The organism is Sphaerisporangium sp. B11E5, assembly GCF_039871875.1.
In the GTDB taxonomy this organism is placed as follows: Bacteria; Actinomycetota; Actinomycetes; order Streptosporangiales; family Streptosporangiaceae; genus Sphaerisporangium.
Map to the genome: position 1 here is coordinate 82,263 of NZ_JBDPMD010000026.1, position 21,587 is coordinate 103,849.

At 70.9% G+C, this 21,587-nt stretch carries 20 protein-coding genes; 19 read left to right on the plus strand and 1 reads right to left on the minus strand.

The window, feature by feature from the left end; translation table 11 throughout:
• The first annotated feature begins 17 nt into the window (after nt 1-17).
• The 19 genes from ABGB17_RS22785 (at nt 18) to ABGB17_RS22875 (ending at nt 18,405) form a co-directional block, all read left to right on the plus strand.
• Nucleotides 18-704, plus strand: a complete 687-nt coding sequence (locus tag ABGB17_RS22785; RefSeq protein ID WP_347632733.1) for a response regulator transcription factor — start codon at nt 18-20, stop codon at nt 702-704.
• Between the two features lie 95 nt (nt 705-799).
• On the plus strand, nt 800-1,126 hold the full coding sequence (locus ABGB17_RS22790) for a TcmI family type II polyketide cyclase (protein WP_347632735.1): 327 nt from the start codon (nt 800-802) through the stop codon (nt 1,124-1,126).
• The gene (locus ABGB17_RS22795; protein ID WP_347632737.1) at nt 1,123-2,775 is read left to right on the plus strand and encodes an acetyl-CoA carboxylase carboxyltransferase subunit alpha; all 1,653 of its coding nucleotides are present in this window, start codon (nt 1,123-1,125) and stop codon (nt 2,773-2,775) included. Before ABGB17_RS22790 ends, ABGB17_RS22795 begins: the two co-directional genes overlap by 4 nt.
• A complete protein-coding gene (locus ABGB17_RS22800) occupies nt 2,768-3,238 on the plus strand; it encodes a biotin/lipoyl-containing protein (protein ID WP_347632739.1) in 471 nt (156 codons plus the stop codon). Before ABGB17_RS22795 ends, ABGB17_RS22800 begins: the two co-directional genes overlap by 8 nt.
• The gene (locus ABGB17_RS22805) at nt 3,235-4,602 is read left to right on the plus strand and encodes an acetyl-CoA carboxylase biotin carboxylase subunit (protein ID WP_347632741.1); all 1,368 of its coding nucleotides are present in this window, start codon (nt 3,235-3,237) and stop codon (nt 4,600-4,602) included. The genes ABGB17_RS22800 and ABGB17_RS22805 overlap by 4 nt, the downstream gene beginning before the upstream one ends.
• An 82-nt stretch (nt 4,603-4,684) precedes the next feature.
• Nucleotides 4,685-5,392, plus strand: a complete 708-nt coding sequence (locus tag ABGB17_RS22810) for a response regulator transcription factor (RefSeq protein WP_347632743.1) — start codon at nt 4,685-4,687, stop codon at nt 5,390-5,392.
• Nucleotides 5,389-6,729: a HAMP domain-containing sensor histidine kinase gene (locus ABGB17_RS22815; protein WP_347632745.1), complete on the plus strand. Its 1,341-nt coding sequence runs from the start codon at nt 5,389-5,391 to the stop codon at nt 6,727-6,729. Before ABGB17_RS22810 ends, ABGB17_RS22815 begins: the two co-directional genes overlap by 4 nt.
• A gap of 268 nt (nt 6,730-6,997) precedes the next feature.
• Nucleotides 6,998-8,905 (plus strand): multicopper oxidase domain-containing protein, encoded by a 1,908-nt coding sequence (locus ABGB17_RS22820; protein WP_347632748.1) that lies wholly within the window; start codon nt 6,998-7,000, stop codon nt 8,903-8,905.
• A gap of 80 nt (nt 8,906-8,985) precedes the next feature.
• On the plus strand, nt 8,986-9,513 hold the full coding sequence (locus ABGB17_RS22825; RefSeq protein ID WP_347632750.1) for a hypothetical protein: 528 nt from the start codon (nt 8,986-8,988) through the stop codon (nt 9,511-9,513).
• Nucleotides 9,510-10,562 (plus strand): peptidoglycan-binding protein, encoded by a 1,053-nt coding sequence (locus tag ABGB17_RS22830; protein ID WP_347632752.1) that lies wholly within the window; start codon nt 9,510-9,512, stop codon nt 10,560-10,562. Before ABGB17_RS22825 ends, ABGB17_RS22830 begins: the two co-directional genes overlap by 4 nt.
• A 5-nt stretch (nt 10,563-10,567) precedes the next feature.
• On the plus strand, nt 10,568-11,239 hold the full coding sequence (locus tag ABGB17_RS22835) for an ABC transporter ATP-binding protein (RefSeq protein ID WP_347632803.1): 672 nt from the start codon (nt 10,568-10,570) through the stop codon (nt 11,237-11,239).
• Nucleotides 11,236-12,411, plus strand: coding sequence for an ABC transporter permease (locus tag ABGB17_RS22840; RefSeq protein WP_347632754.1), 1,176 nt, complete (start codon nt 11,236-11,238; stop codon nt 12,409-12,411). The genes ABGB17_RS22835 and ABGB17_RS22840 overlap by 4 nt, the downstream gene beginning before the upstream one ends.
• 104 nt (nt 12,412-12,515) lie before the next feature.
• A complete protein-coding gene (locus tag ABGB17_RS22845) occupies nt 12,516-12,758 on the plus strand; it encodes an acyl carrier protein (RefSeq protein ID WP_347632756.1) in 243 nt (80 codons plus the stop codon).
• Nucleotides 12,755-13,576 carry a cupin domain-containing protein gene (locus ABGB17_RS22850; protein WP_347632758.1) on the plus strand — a complete coding sequence of 274 codons (822 nt, stop codon included), beginning with the start codon at nt 12,755-12,757 and terminating at the stop codon, nt 13,574-13,576. The genes ABGB17_RS22845 and ABGB17_RS22850 overlap by 4 nt, the downstream gene beginning before the upstream one ends.
• Complete coding sequence (locus tag ABGB17_RS22855; protein WP_347632760.1) at nt 13,573-14,832, plus strand: beta-ketoacyl-[acyl-carrier-protein] synthase family protein; 1,260 nt, start codon at nt 13,573-13,575, stop codon at nt 14,830-14,832. Before ABGB17_RS22850 ends, ABGB17_RS22855 begins: the two co-directional genes overlap by 4 nt.
• Entirely contained in the window at nt 14,829-16,052 is a 1,224-nt protein-coding gene (locus tag ABGB17_RS22860; RefSeq protein ID WP_347632762.1) for a beta-ketoacyl synthase N-terminal-like domain-containing protein, read from the plus strand. Before ABGB17_RS22855 ends, ABGB17_RS22860 begins: the two co-directional genes overlap by 4 nt.
• A 91-nt stretch (nt 16,053-16,143) precedes the next feature.
• The gene (locus ABGB17_RS22865) at nt 16,144-16,395 is read left to right on the plus strand and encodes a hypothetical protein (RefSeq protein ID WP_347632764.1); all 252 of its coding nucleotides are present in this window, start codon (nt 16,144-16,146) and stop codon (nt 16,393-16,395) included.
• 203 nt (nt 16,396-16,598) lie between these two features.
• The gene (locus ABGB17_RS22870) at nt 16,599-17,621 is read left to right on the plus strand and encodes a PHP domain-containing protein (RefSeq protein ID WP_347632766.1); all 1,023 of its coding nucleotides are present in this window, start codon (nt 16,599-16,601) and stop codon (nt 17,619-17,621) included.
• Between the two features lie 100 nt (nt 17,622-17,721).
• A complete protein-coding gene (locus tag ABGB17_RS22875; RefSeq protein WP_347632768.1) occupies nt 17,722-18,405 on the plus strand; it encodes a WYL domain-containing protein in 684 nt (227 codons plus the stop codon).
• A gap of 294 nt (nt 18,406-18,699) precedes the next feature.
• Here ABGB17_RS22875 and aceE read toward each other — a convergent pair whose 3' ends face one another.
• Nucleotides 18,700-21,456 (minus strand): pyruvate dehydrogenase (acetyl-transferring), homodimeric type, encoded by a 2,757-nt coding sequence (gene aceE, locus ABGB17_RS22880; RefSeq protein ID WP_347632770.1) that lies wholly within the window; start codon nt 21,454-21,456, stop codon nt 18,700-18,702.
• Nucleotides 21,457-21,587 lie beyond the last annotated feature (131 nt).

Below are 21,587 nucleotides of genomic sequence, written 5' to 3' on the forward strand. Positions count from 1 at the left end.
CAAACGGGGAGGAACGCATGATTCGGGTCCTGATAGTCGACGATCAGCCGTTGGTGCGGCGGGGTCTGCGGGCGACGTTCGAGGACGTGGCGGACATTGTGGTGGTGGGGGAGGCGGCTAACGGGGTGGAGGCGGTGCGGTTGTCTCGGGAGGGGGCTGTGGATGTGGTGTTGATGGATATCAATATGCCGCGGATGGGGGGTTTGGAGGCGACGCGGCGGATCTGTGCGGGTGAGGGGCCGCGGGTGATCATTGTGACGATGTATGACCAGGATGAGTTGGTGTTCGAGGCGTTGCGGGCGGGTGCGTCGGGTTTTGTGTTGAAGGATTCGGGGTCGGAGGTGTTTTTGGAGGGGGTGCGGATGGTGGCGGCGGGGGAGGGGTTGTTGTCGCCGTCGGTGACGCGGCGGTTGATCGAGGAGTTCGCGCGTCGGCCTGTGGTGTCTGGGGTGGTGCCTGATCTGGGTGGGTTGACGGGTCGGGAGCTGGATATGTTCCGGTTGCTGGTGCGGGGTTATCGCAATGAGGACATTGCGCGGATGTTGGTGTTGGGTGAGTCGACGGTGAAGTCGCATGTGCAGCATCTGTACCAGAAGCTGGGGGTGCGGGACCGGGTGCAGGTCGTGATCTATGCCTACGAGAACGGGCTGATCCAGCCCGGCCGCAGCTGGGACTCCATCGAGGGGACGACCTTGTCCTCCTAGGAGGGGAGATGGGACTTCATGTCGGCGGCGGGAGACACCAGACGTAACGCTTCCTAGCGTGGCGCTGTCCAGATTCCGACGACGAGGGGACCCTCGTGACTGACAGGACTCTGATAGTCGCCCGTTTGGAGCCGGGGGCGGCCGCCGACGTCGCCCGCCTTTTCGGCACATCGGATGCCACCTCGCTCCCGCACGAACTGGGCGTGGTGCGGCGCCAGCTGTTCCAGTACCACGACCTCTACTTCCACTACGTGGAGTTCGACCGGGACGCCCGGGCCGGCATCGAGAAGGCGCGCGGCCGTGACGACTTCCAGCGGCTCAGCGACCAGCTCAGCCGCTACGTCAAGCCGTACGACCCGGAGACCTGGCGCGGCCCGGCCGACGCCATGGCCGGCGAGTTCTACCGGTGGGAGCGCGCATGACACTCACGCTCAACGACACCTCCGCCGCCTGGACCACGTGCGCCCGCTGCAACACCCTGCTCTACCTGCCCAAACTGGCCCGCAGCTGGTACGTCTGCGGCGACTGCGGGCACCACCACCGGCTGGGCGCGCACGAGCGGCTGCGGATGCTGCTCGACGAGGGATCGTTCGAGGCCGCCCCCGCGGTGATGGGCGGCGATCCCCTCGGCTTCGTCGGCTCCCGCCCTTACCGGGAACGGCTCGCCTCCGCCCGGCGCGTCACCGGGCTCTCCGACGCCGTGCTCTACGGCAAGGGCACGCTGGGCGGGCATCCGCTCATAGCGCTGGCCATGGACTTCTCCTTCATGGGCGGCAGCATGGGCACGGCGGTGGGCGAGACGGTGGCCAGGGCCGCCGAGGAGGCTCTGGCAACCAGGAGCCCGCTGCTGCTCGTCGCCGCCTCCGGCGGGGCCCGCATGCAGGAGGGCAGCCTGTCGCTCATGCAGATGGCCAAGACCGCCCAGGCGGTGCGGCGGCTGCGCAGGGCGGGCGTTCCGTCGATCTGCCTGCTGACCGATCCCACCTTCGGCGGGGTCACCGCCTCGTTCGCCACGCTGGCCGACGTGCTGGTGGCCGAGCGGGGCAGTCTGATCGGCTTCGCCGGGCCCAGGGTCATCGCCACGGCCACCCGGGAGCGCCTGCCCGACGGCTTCCAGACCGCCGAATACCTGTTCTCGCGGGGCATGCTGGACCGGGTCGAGTCGCGTGAGTCGGTCCGCCCCCTGCTCGCGCGACTGCTCAATCTGCTGGTCGCGGGGGAGCCCGCGCACCCCGACCAGGGGTCCCTACGAACTGGCGGCACGCAGACGGCGCGCGGCGCCTGGGAGACCGTCCGGCTCGCCAGGGACATCCAGCGGCCCACCACCCTCGACTACATCAACCTCATGTGTGAGGAGTTCGTGGAGCTCCACGGCGATCGGGTGCACGGCGACGACCCGGCCATCGTCGGCGGGCTGTGCTCCATCGGCGGCGTTCGCGCCATGATCGTCGGCCACCAGAAGGGACACGACACCCAGGAGCTGGTGGCCCGCAACTTCGGCATGGCGCACCCCGAGGGCTATCGGAAGGCACTGCGGCTGATGCAGCTCGCCGAGTCGTACGGACTGCCCGTCATCACCCTCATCGACACGCAGGGGGCGGCCCCGGGCATCGGCGCGGAGGAGCGCGGCCAGGCGTGGGCCATCGCCTCCGCCATCGCCGGCATGGGCGAGCTGAGGAGCCCGATCGTGGCCACCGTCACCGGCGAGGGCGGCAGCGGCGGAGCCCTGGCGCTCGGCGTGGCCGATGAGGTGCTCATGATGAGCAACGCCTGCTACTCCGTCATCAGCCCGGAGAGCTGCTCCACGATCCTGTGCGGCGAGCCGTCCAAGGCGGCCGCCATGGCCGAGTCGCTCCGCCTCACCGCCCCCGAGCTGCTGCGGCTGGGCGTGATCGACGGCATCGTGCCCGAACCCGAGCACGGCACCCAGGCCGACCACGTCCAGGCCGCCGCCGCGCTCAAGAGCGCTGTCGTCGGCGCGCTCGCCCGGCTGTCCAGCCACACCGCCGAGGAACTGCTCCAGCGAAGGCACGACAGGTTCGCGGCGCTGGGAGCGATCGGCGATGTCTGAGGAGAGGTGGAGCGAGGAGTTCCGATTGCTGCGCGCCGAGGTCGCCAGCCTGATCAAGACCATCCCCGGGGCGGTGTCGACCGTGGCGCTGCGGGTGGGCGACCGCGCCGTGGAGATCAGCTGGGCCCCGCACGGGACGGCGGCGACCGCCCCACGCGTGGAGCCGGAGCTGCCGCAGGAGAGCCCCGCGGCCCCGGCGGACGTGACGGACCCGTCGATCAGGTCGGTCGTCGCGCCGCTGGTCGGCACGTTCTACGTGGCGCCCGAGCCCGGCGCGGACCCCTTCGCCCCTCCCGGCACCAGGGTCGAGCCCGGGCAGACGGTCGGCATCGTCGAGGCGATGAAGCTGATGAACCAGGTGCCCTCCGAATGGCCGGGAGAGGTCGTCGAGGTGCTCGTCACCGACGGCCAGCCGGTGGAGTACGGCCAGGAGCTGGTCCGCGTCCGGGTGGACGGCCCATGACCGCGCCGCCGTTCCGCAAGGTGCTCATCGCCAACCGCGGTGAGATCGCCCTGCGCATCGCCAGGACCTGCAGGGAGATGGGCATCGCCACGGTCGCGGTCTACTCCACCGCCGACCGGGACGCCGCCTTCGTGGCCTTCGCCGACGAGGCCGTGCACATCGGGCCCGCCGCGCCCCGCCGCAGCTACCTGTCCATGCCCGGCCCCATCGAGGCGGCGCTGCGCTGCGGCGCCGACGCGGTCCACCCGGGCTACGGGTTCCTGTCCGAGGACCCCGACTTCGCCGTCGTCTGCGCCGGCAACGGCCTGACGTTCATCGGCCCACGCCCCGAGGTGATGGCGAGCGTCGGAGACAAGGCCAAGGTGCGCGAGCTGATGCGGGACGCCGGGCTGCCGGTCCTGCCCGGCAGCGACGGCGCCGTCCCCACGGCGGCGGACGCCGAACGGCTGGCGGCCGAGATCGGCTATCCGGTGGTGGTCAAGGCCGCCGCGGGCGGCGGCGGCCGGGGCATCGGCGTCGCCAGAAGCGCGAAGGACCTGCCGCGGGTCTACCGGGAGACCGTGGCGCTCGCCCGTTCGGTCTTCGGCAACGGCGAGGTCTACCTCGAACGGTACTTGGAACGTGCCCGCCACGTGGAGGTCCAGGTGCTCGGCGACGAGGCCGGCAACGTCGTACACCTGGGCGAACGGGACTGCTCCCTGCAGCGGCGCAACCAGAAGCTGGTCGAGGAGGCCCCTTCGCCGGGGCTGAGCGACAGGATCCGCGCGGAGCTGGGCATGTACGCCGTGGCAGGCGCCAAGGCCGTCGGCTACACCGGGGCGGGCACCATGGAGTTCCTCGTGGACGACCGGGGGCGGGTGACCTTCATGGAACTGAACGCCAGAATCCAGGTCGAGCACCCCGTCACCGAAGCGCTCACCGGCATCGACCTGATCCGCGAGCAGATCAGGATCGCGGCCGGGCTGCCACTGGCCGTCAAACAGGAGGACGTGCGCCTGACCGGCGCCGCGATCGAGTGCCGGGTCAACGCGGAGGACCCCGACAGGGGATTCCTGCCCACGCCGGGCCGCCTGGACGTCTTCAACGTGCCGGGCGGGCCGTGGACGCGGGTGGACTCCGGGTTCGCTCCCGGCGACACGGTGCCCCCGTACTACGACTCCCTGCTGGCCAAACTGATCGTCTGGGCTCCCACCAGGGCGGAGGCCATCGCCAGGGCCGAGCGGGCGCTGGGGGAGTTCACCGTGTCGGGACCAGGCGTTGCCACCACGATCCCCCTGCTGCGCAGGCTGGTCACGCATCCCGTCTTCGCCGCGGGCGAGCACACCACGCGTTTCGTGGAGGAGCTGCTCGACGGGCGATCCTGATGCGTCTGTCGGTGGCGCTTCAGCTTTCGGTCAGCCTTACCGACGATGATGACGGCAGACGACACGAAAGGGGAGGTGGGGCGTGGCCGACACCGCCAGGCGGCCGGAGGCGCGACTGCTCGTCATCGAGGATGAGCCGGACATCCTCGAACTGCTCTCCGCCAGCCTGCGTTTCTCGGGATTCGAGGTGCTCAGCCTGGCGAGGGGGATGAGCGCGGTCGAGACGGCGATACGGCACCGGCCTGAACTGATCATTCTCGACGTGATGCTTCCCGACCTGGACGGATTCGAGGTCGTCAGGCGGCTGCGCTCGGGCGGCGACCGGACGCCGGTCCTGTTTCTGACCGCCAGGGAGTCGGTCGAAGATCGGATCAAAGGGCTGACCCTGGGCGGCGACGACTACGTCACCAAGCCGTTCAGCATCGACGAGGTGATCGCCAGGATCAGGGCGGTGCTGCGGCGCTCTCGCGACGCCGCCGACACGCCGCCGCCCCGGCTGACCTTCGCCGACATCGAGCTCGACGAGGAGAGCCACCAGACCTGGAGGGACGGCGAGCCCATCCAGCTCTCGCCGACCGAGTTCAAGCTGCTGCGGTACTTCATGCTCAACGTCGGGAGGGTGCTGTCGAAGGCGCAGATCCTCGACCACGTGTGGCACTACGACTTCAGCGGCGACGACGGCATCGTGGAGAAGTACGTCTCGGCGCTGCGCAGGAAGGTGGACTACCGTGAGCCTCGGTTGATCCACACGCTGCGCGGCGTCGGATACGTGCTCAGGCCCCCGTGGTGAGCGGCGTACCGCTCAGGGTCAAGCTCACCGTCGCCGTGGTGCTGCTGGTCTCGGTGGCCGTGGGCGTGATCAGCACGGCCGGCGTGCTCGTGCTCAGAGAGCAGCTCCTCGGCCGCGTCGACAACCAGATCAAGCAGGTGACAGAGACCCTGTACAGGGACATGCGCGACGAACGCCCCACGCCCGGGGGGCAGCTGCTGGTGTACGTGCCCAGCGACGTCTCCGTGCTCCAGGTCGCCGGCGGCCAGGTGGTCGCGCGTTCCAGGAACGCCGACCCGGACATCGAGGCCGCCCTGCCCCAGCCCCTGCCCGTCGGCCTGTCCACCGTGGACCGCTGGCGGGTGCTCTTCGACGGCAGCCTGGTCGTCGCCATGCCGCTCACCCACGTCGAGGAGACGGTGGCGCAGATGGCGTGGATCGACGCCGTCGTGGCCCTGACCGTGGTGGCCATCGTCGCCACCGCCGGTGTGATCGTCGTCAGGAGAAGCCTGCGCCCGCTGGAGAAGATCGAACGCACGGCCGAGGTGATCGCCGCAGGAAACCTCTCGCAGCGCGTCGAGGGTGAGGACCCGCGTACCGAGGTCGGGCGGCTGGCCGGCGCGCTGAACGGCATGCTGGCGCAGATCGAAGGAGCATTCCGCGCTCGCGCCCTCTCCGAGCAGCACATGCGGCGCTTCGTCGCCGACGCGGGACACGAGTTGCGCACGCCGCTGACCGCCATTCGCGGCTTCGCCGACCTGTTCAGGCACCAGCGGGGAGAGGACGAGCTGGTCGAGCGGATCAGCGCGGCGGCCGCCAGGATGAGCCTGCTGGTGGAGGACCTGTTGCTGCTGGCCAACCTGGATCAGCGCAGGCCGCTGCGCAACGACCGGATCGACCTGCTGGCGCTGGCGGCCGAGGCCGTGCAGGAGGCGGCGCTGCTGGAGGGGGACAGGAAGATCGAGTTGGCGGTCGAGGGTGAGAATGCCCCGTTGGTGATCGGAGACGAGTCGCGGTTGCGCCAGGTCATCGGCAACCTGCTGAGCAACGCCGTACGCCACACGCCCCCGGGCACGGCCGTCGAGGTGCGGCTGCTGGAGGGCAGGCTCGACGGCGGCGGCCCCGCCGTCGTGCTGGAGGTCGCCGACCAGGGACCCGGCCTGGAGCCCCGGCAGGCGGAGCGGGTTTTCGAGCGGTTCTACCGCGCCGACAGGTCCCGTTCCCGCCAGGAAGGCGGCACCGGGCTCGGCCTGGCCATCGTCGCCGCGCTCGCACAGGCCCACGGCGGCAGCGCGGAGATCGACACCGCTCCCGGCGCCGGAGCCACCTTCCGCGTCCGCCTCCCCGCCGCCGACTGACGCACCCCCGGCACCGCCACGACACGCCTGCCGGCTGCCGCGCGGCGTGTGCCGGGCGCTGCGATGATGCGCCCGTCCGGTGTCGCGCGGGCGTGTGCTTGGTCCTGGCAGGGGAGGGGCCTGGGCGGCGTCGGTCGGAGGGAAGGTGAAGCGGTCGGCTTGCGGTCAGGTGGCGGTCAGGGGCGACCGCTTCGATGAGGTCTCGTCCGAAGGATGAGATCCGTTCTCATCCCCGTGGTGGAAGACCTGTTCGACAGGGGTGCCTAGCGTGACCGACGTGGAAGAGATGGGTGTTTACCGGCAGGGGCCGACGCGGCGTCAGGCGTTGACGGGCGCGGCGGCCGGAGTGGCGCTGATCGGCGCGTGGAAGCAGCCGGCGAGGGCGGCCGCCGGGGTGCCGCCCAGAGACCCGGCATTGGTGCTGAACAAGTTCGTGGACAAGCTGCCGATCCCACCCGTGGTCAAGCCCCAGTGGCGCGGCCCGCACTGGGAGATGACGATCCGGCTGCGGGTGGCGGAGCGCCGGTTACACGCCGAGATGCCGCCCACCCGGCTGTGGACCTACGAGGGAGGCTTCCCGGGACCCACCATCGAGGTCCAGCGCGGGCAGCGGGTCAGGGTGACCTGGGCCAACCAGCTCGCCGCCCCCATCCCGGTCGCCGCCGCGCAGGTGTCCGACGAAGGACTGCCGCCGGACAAGCCCCCGGCGAACTACCCGGGCAAGGACGGCGTGGACCCGCTCCCGGAGGTCGCCGCACTGCCCGCGTGGGCCGCAGTGCACCTGCACGGCGCGCGTACAGGCGGCGGCAACGACGGATGGGCGGAGAACGCCGTGCTCCCCGGCGACGCCCAGCTCTCGGAGTACCCGAACGACCAGCCCGCCTCCACGCTCTGGTACCACGACCACGCCATGCACCTGACCCGGTTCACCGTCTTCGCCGGGCTGGTCGGCATGTACCTCGTCCGGGACAAGGAGGAGGCCACGCTCGGCCTGCCCAAGGGCCCGTACGAGATCCCGCTCGTGCTCTGCGACCGCAACTTCGACCTGGACGCTAACGGCAAGCCGGACGGACGCCTCCTGCACAAGGTCATCCTGGAACGGACGGAGCCGCCGTCTCCCGGGTTCTTCCTGGGGCCGTACAACCTGGTCAACGGGAAGGTGTGGCCGTACCTGGAGGTGGAGCCGCGCTGGTACCGGTTCCGGCTGCTGAACGCGTCGAACGCGCGTACCTACCGGCTCATGGTGCTCGGCCCGGACAGGAAGCCGGTGTCCGGCGCGCTGCAGGTGATCGGCTCGGACAGCGGCCTGCTGGGCGCCCCTGCTCCGGTGACGGGCGCGCTCACGCTGTCGCCCGCCGAGCGGGCCGACGTGCTGGTGGACTTCTCGGCGCTGGCCGGGCAGACCCTGACGCTGGTGGACACCTACCCTGGCATCACGCCTGGAGAGCCGAACCCGCGCAACGGCATTCCGGAGCCGGACATCATGCAGATCAGGGTGGCGGCGCTGGGCACCGGCGACCGGTTCACCCTGCCGGCCAGGCTCGCACCGTCCTTCAACCGCCTCACCCACGGCGACCTGCCCGCGGACCACGGGCACCGGTGGATCGTCGTGCCGCCCGCGGCCACGTTCACCGACCAGCCCAACGAACTGGGCATGTGGGAGATGATCGAAGTCGATCCGAGCACGGTGACGATCCCGAGCGCGGGGATCATCCAGGTGCAGGGGCCCGACGGCAAGGTCACGACGCTCAAACGCGTGGCCGGCGAGTACGTCGACAAGAGCGACTTCATCATCCCGCGCGGCGGATGGGAGACGTGGAAATTCCTGATCCTCACCCGCCAGCCGCACCCGATGCACCTGCACGTGGTCCGCTTCCAGACGCTGAGCAGGGACGTCTACGACCGCAGCGGCTGGAGCGAGGAGGTGCGCGGCACCACCACGCCGATCAAGTTCCTCCGCCAGGGTCCGCTCGAAGGGCACGAGCAGGGCTGGAAGGACGTCGTGCGGGTGCAGGGGATCGAGCTGGCCACGGTCGCGGGACAGTTCGACCAGATCGGCCGCTACGTCTATCACTGCCACATCCTCGAACACGAGATGCACATGATGCGGCCCTTCGTCGTCATGCCTCCCGAAGTGCTCAAGCTTCACCCTCCGGGCGGGCACGGAGGCCACTGAAACAGTCAGCGTCTTTTCTGCCAGACGGGCAGGGCTCGGTCAGCTTCGGACGCGAGGGTGAGCGCTGGAGGTGATCGACGATGAGACCACGATGGTCCCTGATCCTTATGTGCGCCGCCGCCCTCTCGCTCGCGTCCTGCGCGGGCGGCGGTCAGACGGCGGCGCCGCCCGCAGGTCAGTCCAGCCCGGAGGGCCAGGCCACGGCGTCCGCGTCCAGCGGCACCGAGGACAGCCTCGCTCGCTGGATGACCTGCATGCGGCAGAACGGCGTGCCGGTGGAGGACCCGAGAGAGAGCGGGCGGCTCAGCGCCGCCGACACCGGAGTCAGCCAGGAGGTGCTGGAGAAAGCCCAGGAAGCCTGCCGTCAGTACGTCCAGTCCGCCGCGGGCGACCGCCCCAACGCCAACGACCCGAGCGTGATGGACAAATACCTGGCCTACGCCGCCTGCATGCGCGAGAACGGCGTCGACATGCCCGATCCGAAGGCCGACGCCAACGGTGAGATCGTGATGGAGTCCAAGACCGCCACCGACTCGCCTCAGTACGTGAAGGCGCAGAAAGCCTGTCAGAGCAAGCTTCCCGGCGGCGGCCCCGGCGGGGCACGGTGAGCAGGCGAGGCATCGTCGGGGCCGCCACGCTGGTGCTGCTGCTCGCGGCCGCGGCGGCCGCGGCGCTGATCGCGCGGTCCGGCGGCGCTGCAGCGGGAGAGCAGACGGCCACGCTGCCTCCGGCCACCGCCGCCGTGGAGCGGGGCGACCTGATCGACACGCTGACCGTCAGCGGCACGCTCGGCTACGGCCCCGAACAGCCGGTGGTCAACGCCGCCGGCGGCACGCTCACCGAGCTGCCGGAGGAGGGCGAGGTGATCAGCCGCGGCGAGGAGCTGTACGAGGTGAACCGCGACCCGGTGCTCCTCATGTACGGGCCCAAGCCCATGCACCGCACGCTCGAACTCGGCGTGCCCGACGGCGCCGACGTGCGGCATCTGGAGAGGAACCTCAGCGAGCTCGGCTACGAGGTGGAGGTCGACAACCACTTCGGCCTGAGCACCCGGGCGGCCGTCAGGAAGTGGCAGGCCAAGGTAGGGCTGCCGGTGACCGGCTCGGTGAGCAAGGCCGAGGTGGTGGTCCTGCCCGGCGAGGTACGCGTCCAGGCGCTGGGAGCCCCGGTGGGTACGTCGGTGCGCGCAGGCCAGACCCTGCTCACCGTCACGGGAGTGGAGCGTCTGGTGACCGTGCAGCTCGACGCAGGCCGCCAGTCCCTGGCCCGCAAGGGCGCCCCGGTGCAGGTGGAGCTCCCCGGCGAGCTGGAGCTGAAGGGGAAGATCAGCGAGGTCGGCACTGTGGCGAAGCAGGCGGGCGAGGACGGCGACACAACCGTAGACGTGCGGATCCGGCCGGACGACCCCGGCAAGGCCGGCAAGCTGGACCAGGTTCCGGTCAGCGTGGAACTGCAGAGCGAGATCCGCCGCGACGTGCTGTCCGTGCCCGTCGAAGCGCTGCTGGCGCTCCGGCAGGGCGGCTACGGCGTCGAGGTCGTGGAGGGGGCGAACGTCCGCGTCGTGCCCGTGACCGCCGGGATCTTCGCCAACGGGCGGGTCGAGGTGTCCGGCAGCGGGTTGACCGAGGGCATGCGGGTGGGGGTGCCGGCCACGTGAGCCCCATCATCCACCTGGAGAACGTCGTGAAGACCTACGGCAACGGCACGACCGCGCTACACGGCGTGGACCTCAAGATCGTCACCGGGGAGCTGCTCGCCATCGTCGGCCCCTCCGGGTCCGGCAAGTCCACGCTCCTGCACATCATCGGCCTGCTCGACCGGCCCACCTCCGGGCGGGTGACCCTCGCCGGGCAGGACGTCGCCCAGCTCCCGGATCGCGAGCTGTCCCGGCTGCGGGCCTCGCTGATCGGCTTCGTGTTCCAGCAGTTCCACCTGGCGGCCGGCGTGTCCGCGCTGGACAATGTGGCCGACGGGATGCTGTATTCCGGGGTGCCGCTGTCCGAGCGGCGCCGGCGGGCGGTGTTGGCGCTGGAGCGGGTGGGACTGGGTGACCGGCTGTCCCACCGGCCGCACGAGCTGTCGGGCGGCGAGCAGCAGCGTGTCGCCGTGGCCAGGGCGGTCGTCAAGGAGCCCACGGTCCTGTATGCCGACGAGCCCACCGGCAATCTCGACAGCGCCTCGGGCTCCGAGGTGCTGGACGTGCTGAGAACCCTCCACCGCGACGGCACCACCGTCGCGATCATCACACACGACCACGAGGTGGCCGACGCCGCCGAGCGCCAGGTCGGGATCCGCGACGGCCGCGTGGTCACAGACGTCAGGAGGGGCACGTGACCTCCCGTCTGAGCGCCCGCGACCTGATCAGGGTCGGGCTGGCGGGCCTGCGCGTCCGCCCGGGCCGGGTGGTGCTGGCCTCGCTGGGCATCGCCATCGGCATCGCCACGATGGTCGCGGTCGTCGGAATCTCCACCTCCAGCCAAGCGGACCTGCTCAGGCAGCTCGACGAGCTCGGCACCAACATGCTGACCGTCAAGGCAGGGCAGACCCTGCAGGGGGAGGACGCCAAGCTGCCGGAGAAGTCCGTGGTCATGGTGAGCAGGATTCCCGCCGTCTTCGCCGTGGCCGCCACCGGCGACGTGGAGGCGAGCGTTTACCGTACCGACCGGATGCCCGCCGACCAGACCGGGGGCATCTCCGTCAGGGCGGCCACGCTCGGCCTGCTGCAGACCGTGCAGGGCAACGTGCGCGGCGGCGGCTGGTTCACGGCGGCGACCGAACGCTACCCCACGGTCGTCCTCGGCAGCATCGCCGCGCGCCGGCTGGGCGTGACCTCGCCCGGCGCGCAGGTGTGGCTGGGCGGGCGCTGGTTCACCGTGCTCGGCGTCCTGGACCCGGTGCCGCTGGCACCGGGCATCGACAGGGCCGCGCTGGTCGGCTGGCCGGCGGCGCGGCAGCTGCTCGGTTTCGACGGCCATCCCACCACGATCTACGAACGCTCCACGCCCGAAGAGGTGGAGGCGGTCCGGGCCGTGCTGCCGCGCACCGTGAACCCGGAGTACCCGGAGGAGGTGACGGTCAGCCGCCCCTCCGACGCGCTGGCCGCCCGCGCGGCCACGGCGGGCGCCTTCACCAACCTGCTGCTCGGCCTGGGCGCCGTCGCCCTCCTGGTCGGAGGCGTGGGCGTGGCCAACACCATGGTCGTGTCCGTCCTGGAGCGGCGCAGGGAGATCGGGCTGCGGCGCGCACTCGGCGCGACCAGGGGGCACATCCGCGTCCAGTTCCTCACCGAGTCGCTGCTGCTGTCGGGGCTCGGCGGTGTGGTCGGGCTGGCGCTCGGCGTGCTGGTGACGGTCGGGTACGCGCTGTCGAACGGCTTCCCCACCCTGGTGCCGCTCTGGGCGATCGGCGGCGGGCTGGGCGCGGTCGTCGTCATCGGTTCGGCCGCCGGCCTGTATCCCGCCGTACGGGCGGCCCGGCTCTCCCCGACGGTCGCGCTCACCGCCTGAACCCCCTCCTCCGGGAGGGGGTTCTCCTCCCCCCGGAGGCGCGCCCGACTTCTCATCACGGTGGCGGAAGACCGGCAGGAACGCCGGAACTTACTGTGAGCGGCATGCCAGCCAACACGTTCACTGACGCAGACCTGAAGGCCTTGCTGCTTGCCGTGGGCCTGGCGCCCGCGCAGGACGACTACTCGCAGACCTTCGAACAGCTCGGCCTCGACTCGCTCGCCAGAACCGAGATCTCCACCAGGATCGAGGACCGCACCGGCCTCCAGCTGGAGATCGACGCCGAGCACAGCCCCGCGCAGGTGGCCGAACTCGTCAACGCCCACCTGTCCGGAGCCACGTCATGATCGGGCACACCGACAACACCGTCGAGATCGACGCGCCCATCGGCTTCGTCTGGGCCCAGACCAACGACGTACGCACCTGGCCGGACCTGTTCACCGAGTACGCCAAGGTAGAGGTGCTGGAGGAGGCCGACGACCGCGTGATCTTCCGGCTCACCATGCACCCCGACGAGCAGGGCACGGAGTGGTCGTGGGTGTCCGAGCGGAGCTGGGACCGTGGCACCTGGACCGTACGCGCCCGCCGCGTGGAGACGGGCCCCTTCGAGTTCATGAACATCGCGTGGACCTACGAGGAGCTGTCGGCCGACCGCACCCGCATGCGGTGGGTGCAGGACTTCCATATGAAGCCCGGCGCGCCCGTCGACACCGCGGCCATGACCGACCGCATCAACGGCAACACCCGCGTCCAGATGGACATCATCAAGGAGAAGATCGAGCAGCGCCGCCGCGCCGTCATCGGCTTCACCGACGTGCCGTCCAACACCCGGCGCGGCGGCGACCTGCGCACGCTGGTCTCACCGGCCACTGTGGGCTCCTCCTCCGGGTTCCTCGGCGCGGTGCGGATCGCCCCCGGGGAGAAGGTCGCCGAGCACTACCACCCCTACTCGGAGGAGTTCATCTTCCTTGCCTCCGGCGAGCTCCGCGTGGACCTCGACGGCGAGCCCGTCTCACTCTCGGCCGAGCACTCTCTGCTGGTTCCCAGGAACGTACGGCACCGGCTGACCAACGTGGGACAGACGGAGGCGCTGGCGGTCTTCCAGCTCAGCCCGCTCGCGCCCCGCCCCGAGCTGGGCCACGTGGACACCGAGGAGGCCCCGTGAGCGCGCGGCGCAGCGTGGTCACCGGCATCGGCGTGATCGCGCCGGGCGGCGGCAACCGCGAGGAGTTCTGGCAGCGCATCACCAGTGGCAAGCCCGCGATCCGGCGGATCAGCACCTTCGACCCGGAGCCGTTCCGTTCGCAGATCGCGGCTGAATGCGACTTCGAGCCGTCCGCCTACGGGCTGACACCGCAGGAGATCAGGCGGCTGGACAGGTTTGTGCTCATGGCCATGGCCTGCGCCGACGAGGCGTACGCCGACAGCGGCCTGGAAGGGGTGGACCTCGAGCGGATGGGTGTCTCACTCGGCTCGGCGGTCGGCGCGACCATCCGCCTGGAGGAAGAGTACGTGGTCGCCAGCGACGGCGGCCGCCACTGGGTCACCGACCCGACACACGTCAGACCCTTCCTCTACCAGGCGTTGGTGCCGTCGAGCGCGGCCACCGAACTGGCCGTGCGCTTCCACGCGCAGGGCCCCGCCGCGGTCGTCTCCACCGGCTGCACCTCGGGCATCGACGCCATCGGCCACGCGCACACCCTGATCCAGGAGGGCGAGGCCGACGTGGTCATCGCCGGGGCGTCCGACGCGCCCGTCTCCCCGATCACGGTGGCCTGCTTCGACGCGATCAAGGCGACCACCCCCAGGAACACCGACCCCGAGCAGGCTTCCCGCCCCTTCGACGCCGACAGGCAGGGCTTCGTGCTCGGAGAGGGGGCCGCGGTGCTCATCGTGGAGGAGCTGGAGCACGCCCTGGCGCGCGAGGCCAGGATCTACTGCGAGATCACCGGTTTCGCGGCGCGCGCCAACGCCTTCCACATGACCGGTCTGCGGCCGGACGGGTTCGAGCTGGGCGAAGCGATCATGGATGCCATGGACCAGGCCCGGCTGTCGCCCGGCGAACTCGGATACATCAGCGCGCACGGCTCCGGCACCAAGCAGAACGACCGGCACGAGACCGCTGCCTACAAGCGGGCGCTCGGCCCGGCCGCGTACGACGTCCCGATCAGCTCCATCAAGTCGGTCATCGGGCACTCGCTCGGCGCCATCGGCTCCATCGAGATGGCCGCGTGCGCGCTGGCCATCGAGCGCGGCGTGGTCCCGCCCACGGCCAACCTCACCACCCCCGACCCCGAGTGCGACCTGGACTACACGCCGGGCTCGGCCCGCGAGACCACCGTGCGCCACGCGCTGTCGGCCGGGAGCGGGTTCGGCGGCTTCCAGTCCGCGATGGTCTTCTCCCATCCGGAGGCGGCGTGAACCGCCGGGCTGTCATCACCGGGATCGGCACGGTGGCACCCACCGGGATCGGGGCGGCCGAGCACTGGGCGAACGGTCTGGCGGGCCGCTCGGGGATCAGGCCACTGGCCGACTCCGCGAAGCTGCCGGTGAAGGTGGCCGGTCAGGTGCCGGGGTTCGACGAGACCGAGCACGTCGAGCACCGGCTGCTGGTGCAGACCGACCGGTGGACGTGGATGGCGCTGGCGGCGACCCAGTTGGCGCTGGCCGACGCCGCGCTCGACCCGATGGGCGAGTTCCCGTTCCACCTGTCCGTGGTCACCGCCAGTTCCTCGGGCGGCAACGCGTTCGGCCAGCGGGAGATCGAGGCGCTGTACAAGTCCGGGCCACGTGCCGTCAGCGCCTACCAGTCGATCGGCTGGTTCTACGCCGCCAGCAGTGGCCAGATCTCCATCCGCCACCGGATCAAGGGCGCCTGCGGGGTGCTCGTGTCGGACGGGGCCGGCGGCATAGACGCGCTCGCCCAGGCAGGGCGGCTCATTCGGCGAGGCGGTCAGGCGGTGCTCGTCGGCGGGACCGAGGCGCCGCTCTCGCCGTACGCGCTGGTCTGCCAGGCCGGGCAGGAGACGCTTAGCCGCGAGGCGGACCCCGATCGGGCCTACCGTCCGTTCGCGTCCGACGCCGAGGGCTTCGTGCCCGGCGAGGGCGGGGCCATGCTCGTGGTCGAGGAGTGGCGCCGCGCGCACCTGCGCCCGTCCACCACCGTGTACGCCGAGATCGCGGGCACCGCCTCCACGCACGACGCGCGCCATCATGCGGCGTCGCCCGCCGACGGCGCCCAACTCGCCCGGGCCATGCGCGAGGCGCTGGCCAGGGCCGGCTGCGATGCCGACGATGTGGACGCGGTCTTCGCCGACGGCGCCGGCGACCCGGCGGGTGACGGCGCGGAGGCGGGGGCGATCACGCAGGTGTTCTGCGGCAGGAAGGTGCCCGTGACCGTGCCCAAGACCATGACCGGGCGGCTCAACTCCGGCGGCGGCGCACTCGACGTCGCCTGGGCGGCTCTGGCGCTGCGCCACGGCCTGCTGCCACCCACCGTCAACGTGGACGCGCCCGGCCACGATCTGGACCTGGTCATCCAGCCGCGGGAAATGCCTGGTCTGCGTACCGTCCTCGTCGTGGCGCGCGGCTCGGGCGGATTCAACGCCGCGGCGGTTCTGCGCGCTCCTGTCTACGAGTGAGGCCGTGTGTCAGAAACTGGTCAGCCAGACGTCAGCGAAACGGCAGGAAGCGGTCCCAGGGTGACAGTACGAGCCATGCCAGGGAGGCATCATGTCCACTGACGAGCACGGTCGCGACGGCGGCATTGTCTACACGTACTACCCCGGCCAGGGCACCTGGCAGGTACAGCGACCGGACCCGCCTGCGCCCCGCCGCCCCGGCCCGCTCGCCGGGGTGGTCGTGGGGCTGGTCACGGGCGTGGTGGTCACCGGGCTGTTCGGCGGCGTGCTGTTCGACCGCCAGCTCGAAAGGGAGCGCAGTGCGATCAGGCCGGAGCCCGCCGTCACCTCGACACCCCGGTAGAGCGATCGCAGGGCCTCCAGCGTGGCCAGGTACGACTTTCCGGCGCCACTGCCGGCGATGATCGTGGAGTTGTGGTTGGGCTGGGCGAAGCGGTCCCAGGCAAGGAGGGTCGGCGTCCGAAGATGCTTCCCTTGTTCTGTGTGCCCCGTGGAGGCCTCACGCCGGGGCGACAAACCGGCCCTCCGTACGGTAGACCGGGGGATGTGGAACCGGCCGAGGCGCTCAAGAGGATCGCGTTCCTGCTGGAGCGCGCGGGCGAGCCCACCTTCCGCGTGCGCGCCTTCCGCGGCGCCGCCGCCGTGGTCGAGGCCCTGCCCCGCCCGGAGCTGGCCAGGCTGGCGGCCTCGGGGGAGCTGACCGGCCTGAAGGGTGTCGGCAAGGTGACCGCGCTCGCCATCACCGAGGCGCTGGACGGCGCCGTCCCCACGTACCTGCGCCGCCTGGAGGACACCGCGGGCCGGGACCTCGACGAGACCGCCGCCGCCCTGCGCGCGGCGCTCAGAGGCGACCTGCACGCCCATTCCGACTGGTCGGACGGCGGCTCCCCCATCGAGGAGATGGCCGCCGCGGCCCGGGGGCTCGGGCACGACTACCTGGCGATGACCGACCACTCGCCCCGCCTGACGGTGGCGAACGGCCTGTCCCCGGAGCGGCTGCGCGAGCAGCTCGGCGTCGTCGAGGCGCTGAACGAGCGGCTGGCGCCGTTCCGCGTGCTGACCGGCATCGAGGTGGACATCCTGCCGGACGGCTCGCTCGACCAGGACCCCGCGCTGCTGGACCGCCTGGACGTCGTGGTGGCGAGCGTGCACTCCAAGCTGCGCATGGACGCCGAGGACATGACCCGCCGCATGGTCACCGCGATCGCGAACCCCCGGGTGGACGTGCTCGGCCACTGCACCGGCCGGATCGTCCGCGCCGGGGGCAGGCGCGGGGGCCTGCGGCCGGAGTCGGAGTTCGACGCCGAGATCGTCTTCGAGGCCTGCCGCCGCTTCGGCGTGGCCGTCGAGATCAACTCCAGGCCCGACCGCCTGGACCCGCCGAAACGCCTGCTGCGGCTGGCGTACGAGATGGGCTGCCTGTTCTCGATCGACTCCGACGCGCACGCCCCCGGGCAGCTCGACTGGCAGGTGTTCGGCTGCGAGCGGGCCGTCCTGTGCGGTGTGCCGGCGGACCGGGTGGTCGGCACCTGGCCCCTGGAGCGCCTGCTGGAGTGGACCGCCTCGTAGGGCGCCGTGCCGCACACGGCGGCCACGACGGGCACGCCGATCGTGCAATGTCATATCGGGATGTGAGACGAATGTCGGTCGCGCGGCGTAGTTTCGGGATGTGAACCGTACTGATCGTCTCTACGCTCTGGTCGAGGAGCTGCGCGCGATCTCCCCCGGATGGCGGTCCGCACGACAGCTCAGCGAGGGCTTCGGGGTGAGCGTCCGCACCGTCGAACGTGACATCGCCGCCCTCCAGCGCGCCGGCGTGCCCATCCGCGCCGAGCCCGGCCGCCGCGGCGGCTACACCATCGCGGACGCCCCCGCGCCGCCCCCGATCGACCTCACCCCCGCCGAGGCGGTGGCCGTGGCCGTCGCGCTGAGCCGCGCCGGCAAGCGGCCGTTCGCGGCGCACGCCCACAGCGCGCTGCGCAAGCTGGTGGCCGCCACACCCGTGCCCCCCGCGGACGCGCTGCCCGGTGAGGTCCTGTCCACACGCCGGGCGGCCATCGCCCGGGTCATCTCCGACGCGCTGCTGCGCATCCAGGTGCTGCGCATCACCTACGACGACCGCGCGGGCAACTCCACCGAGCGCGAGGTCGAGCCCGGGGTGTTCATCGGCGGGCGCGGCGGCCTGTGGTACCTCGTCGCCTGGTGCCGATTACGCGAGGACGTCCGGGTGTTCCGCCTGGACCGCATCGGCAGCGCGGCCACCACCGGCGAGCAGGCCTGGCCACGCAAGCAGTTGGAGGAGTACGTCCCCGACATCCCGGACATCGTCGCCAGGGACCGCGTCCTGGACTGACCGCTCCGGCGGCGTCACGGCGGCGCGCCGCATCCTGAGATCGTCACGCTGCGCGTATGACTCACCACAGTGCGCGCTCGTCACGCGCGGAAGATCGGCTTATGGCCTCAAGCAGCGGCTGCGCGGTGCGCACCGGGCCGATGATCCCGGCCGGCGTGGCCGGCCGTGTGCCGTGGTGCCTCGGGACGTCCGCGAGGTGACGGCTCGCCCCGCGCCAGGTGAGAGGCGCGCGAGGGGGATCGAGAAACGCGACGGCCCCCGCGCGGTGTGCGCGGGGGCCGGGCGCGGGGGTGGTCAGACCCCCATGGACTGCGTCTCGTTGCTCTCGCGGGTCGGGTGCGCCGCGACCTCGGTGACGCCGTTCTTCAGGTGGTAGCGCGAGATGGCCTCCCGCAGCACCTCCTGCTTGACCTCGCCGCGCCGCGCGAGCTGCGTCAGCACCGCGAGGGTGATCGACGCGGCGTCCACGTGGAAGTGGCGGCGCAGCGCCGAGCGGGTGTCGGACAGGCCGAAGCCGTCGGTGCCGAGCGAGGACCAGTCGCCGGGCACCCACCGGGAGATCTGGTCGGGCACCGCCCGCATGTAGTCGCTGACGCCGACGAACGGCCCCGGCACGTCGGTCAGCACCCGCGTGACGTACGGCACGCGCTGCTCGGCCTCGGGGTTGAGCAGGTTGTGCTCCTCGGCGTCGAGCGCGTCGCGGCGCAGCTCCGACCACGACGGCGCCGACCACACCTCGGCCGCCACGCCCCACTCCTCGGCCAGCAGGCGCTGCGCCTCCAGGGCCCAGCGGCCCGCGACACCAGAGGCGAGGATGTTGGCCCGCGGCCCCTCGACCCGCGGGGCGGCGGCGAAGCGGTACAGGCCCTTCAGCACGCCCTCGACGTCGAGGTTCTCCGGCTCGGCCGGCTGCGGGTACGGCTCGTTGTAGACCGTGAGGTAGTAGAAGATCTCCTCGGGCTTCTCGCCGTACATGCGCCGCAGGCCGTCCCGCACGATGTGCGCGATCTCGAACGCCCACGCCGGGTCGTAGGAGACCGCCGCCGGGTTGGTGGAGGCGATCAGCAGCGAGTGGCCGTCCTCGTGCTGCAGGCCCTCGCCGTTCAGCGTGGTGCGGCCGGCGGTGGCGCCGAGCAGGAACCCCCGGCCCATCTGGTCGCCGAACGCCCACATCTGGTCGGCGGTGCGCTGGAACCCGAACATCGAGTAGAAGATGTAGATTGGGATCATGTGCTCGCCGTGCGTGGCGTACGACGTGCCCGCCGCGATGGTCGAGCCCATGGACCCGGCCTCGCTGATGCCCTCGTGCAGGATCTGGCCCTCGAGCGACTCCTTGTACGACAGCAGCAGGTTGCGGTCCACCGCGTCGTAGGTCTGGCCGTGCGGGGAGTAGATCTTGGCGGTCGGGAACATCGCGTCGAGGCCGAAGGTGCGGGCCTCGTCCGGGATGATCGGCACGAACCGGGCGCCGATCTCCTTGTCCCGCATGAGGTCCTTCAGCAGGCGGACGAACGCCATGGTGGTGGCGACGTTCTGCTTGCCCGAGCCCTTCTTCAGGTCGGCGTAGAGCTTGTCGCCGGGCAGCTTGAGCGGCTTGGCCCGTACCACGCGCTTCGGCAGGTACCCGCCGAGAGCGGCGCGGCGCTCGCGCATGTAGGCGATCTCGTCGTCGTTCTCGCCGGGGTGGAAGTACGGCGGCAGGTCGCCCTCGAGGTCCTTGTCGGGGATCGGGAGGTACAGCCGGTCGCGGAACTCCTTGAGCTCGGCCTTGGTCATCTTCTTCATCTGGTGGGTGGCGTTGCGGGCCTCGAAGTCCTTGCCGAGGGTCCACCCCTTGATGGTCTGGGCGAGGATGACCGTGGGCTGGCCGACGTGCTCGCGGGCCGACTTGAACGCCGCGTAGACCTTGCGGTAGTCGTGGCCGCCGCGCGACAGCTTGCGGATGTCGTCGTCGGACAGGTGCTCGACCATCTTGCGCAGCCGCGGGTCGTCGCCGAAGAAGTGCTCGCGGATGTACTCGCCCGACTCCACCGAGTACGTCTGGAACTGGCCGTCCGGCGTGGTGTTCATCTTGTTGACCAGCACGCCGTCGACGTCGGCGGCGAGAAGCTGGTCCCAGTCGCGGCCCCACACGACCTTGATGACGTTCCAGCCGGCGCCGCGGAAGTACGACTCCAGCTCCTGGATGATCTTGCCGTTGCCGCGGACCGGGCCGTCCAGGCGCTGCAGGTTGCAGTTGATCACGAACGTGAGGTTGTCCAGCTCCTCGCGCGAGGCGAGGCCGATGGCGCCGAGCGACTCCGGCTCGTCCATCTCACCGTCGCCGAGGAAGCACCACACGTGGCTGCGGCTGGTGTCCTTGATCTTGCGGCTGAGCAGATAGCGGTTGAACCGCGCCTGGTAGATCGCGCCGATCGCCCCGAGGCCCATCGACACCGTGGGGAACTCCCAGAAGTCGGGCATCAGGCGCGGGTGCGGATAGGACGGCAGGCCCTTGAAGCCCTGCGACAGCTCCTGACGGAAGGCGTCGAGCTGCGCCTCGTTCAGGCGGCCCTCCAGGAACGCCCGGGCGTAGATGCCCGGCGCGGCGTGGCCCTGGATGAACACCTGGTCACCCGACTCACCGTGGTCCTTGCCGCGGAAGAAGTGGTTGAAGCCCACTTCGTACAGCGACGCCGCCGAGGCGTAGGTGGCGATGTGGCCTCCCACGTTGGTGCGGGCGTTGGCCCGGGTCACCATGACCGCGGCGTTCCACCGGATGTAGGCCCGGATCCGGCGCTCGACGTACTCGTCGCCGGGGAACCATGGCTCACGCTCCGGGGGGATGGTGTTGATGTAGTCGGTGCTGCGCAGTCCGGGCACGCCGACCTGATGCTCGCGCGCCCGTTCGAGCAGGCGCAGCATCAGGTAACGGGCTCGGCTCCGACCCTCCGTCTTGACGACGGTGTCTAGCGACTCAAGCCATTCCTGGGTCTCGCTGGGGTCGACATCAGGGAGCTGGCTGGGTAGACCGTCGCTGATGATCGAGAAACGCTGGCGTCCGGAAGCCACTGGGTCTCGCCTTCCGAGGATGGACTGGTAAGCCTCTGCATCGTTGTCTAGGTCGCCTTCCATCCTGGCCGGTTACTCCGGAAAGTGCATCTCTACCGTCCGGTAACCAAGATGTCCCTGCTGGCAGCAGG

Bases quoted from the DNA above. Each gene is read 5' to 3' on its own strand.
- ABGB17_RS22800 (WP_347632739.1), top strand. From the start codon at position 2,768: ATGTCTGAGGAGAGGTGGAGCGAGGAGTTCCGATTGCTGCGCGCCGAG.
- ABGB17_RS22785 (WP_347632733.1), top strand. From the start codon at position 18: ATGATTCGGGTCCTGATAGTCGACGATCAGCCGTTGGTGCGGCGGGGT.
- ABGB17_RS22865 (WP_347632764.1), top strand. From the start codon at position 16,144: ATGTCCACTGACGAGCACGGTCGCGACGGCGGCATTGTCTACACGTAC.
- ABGB17_RS22795 (WP_347632737.1), top strand. From the start codon at position 1,123: ATGACACTCACGCTCAACGACACCTCCGCCGCCTGGACCACGTGCGCC.
- ABGB17_RS22845 (WP_347632756.1), top strand. From the start codon at position 12,516: ATGCCAGCCAACACGTTCACTGACGCAGACCTGAAGGCCTTGCTGCTT.
- ABGB17_RS22850 (WP_347632758.1), top strand. From the start codon at position 12,755: ATGATCGGGCACACCGACAACACCGTCGAGATCGACGCGCCCATCGGC.
- ABGB17_RS22825 (WP_347632750.1), top strand. From the start codon at position 8,986: ATGAGACCACGATGGTCCCTGATCCTTATGTGCGCCGCCGCCCTCTCG.
- ABGB17_RS22805 (WP_347632741.1), top strand. From the start codon at position 3,235: ATGACCGCGCCGCCGTTCCGCAAGGTGCTCATCGCCAACCGCGGTGAG.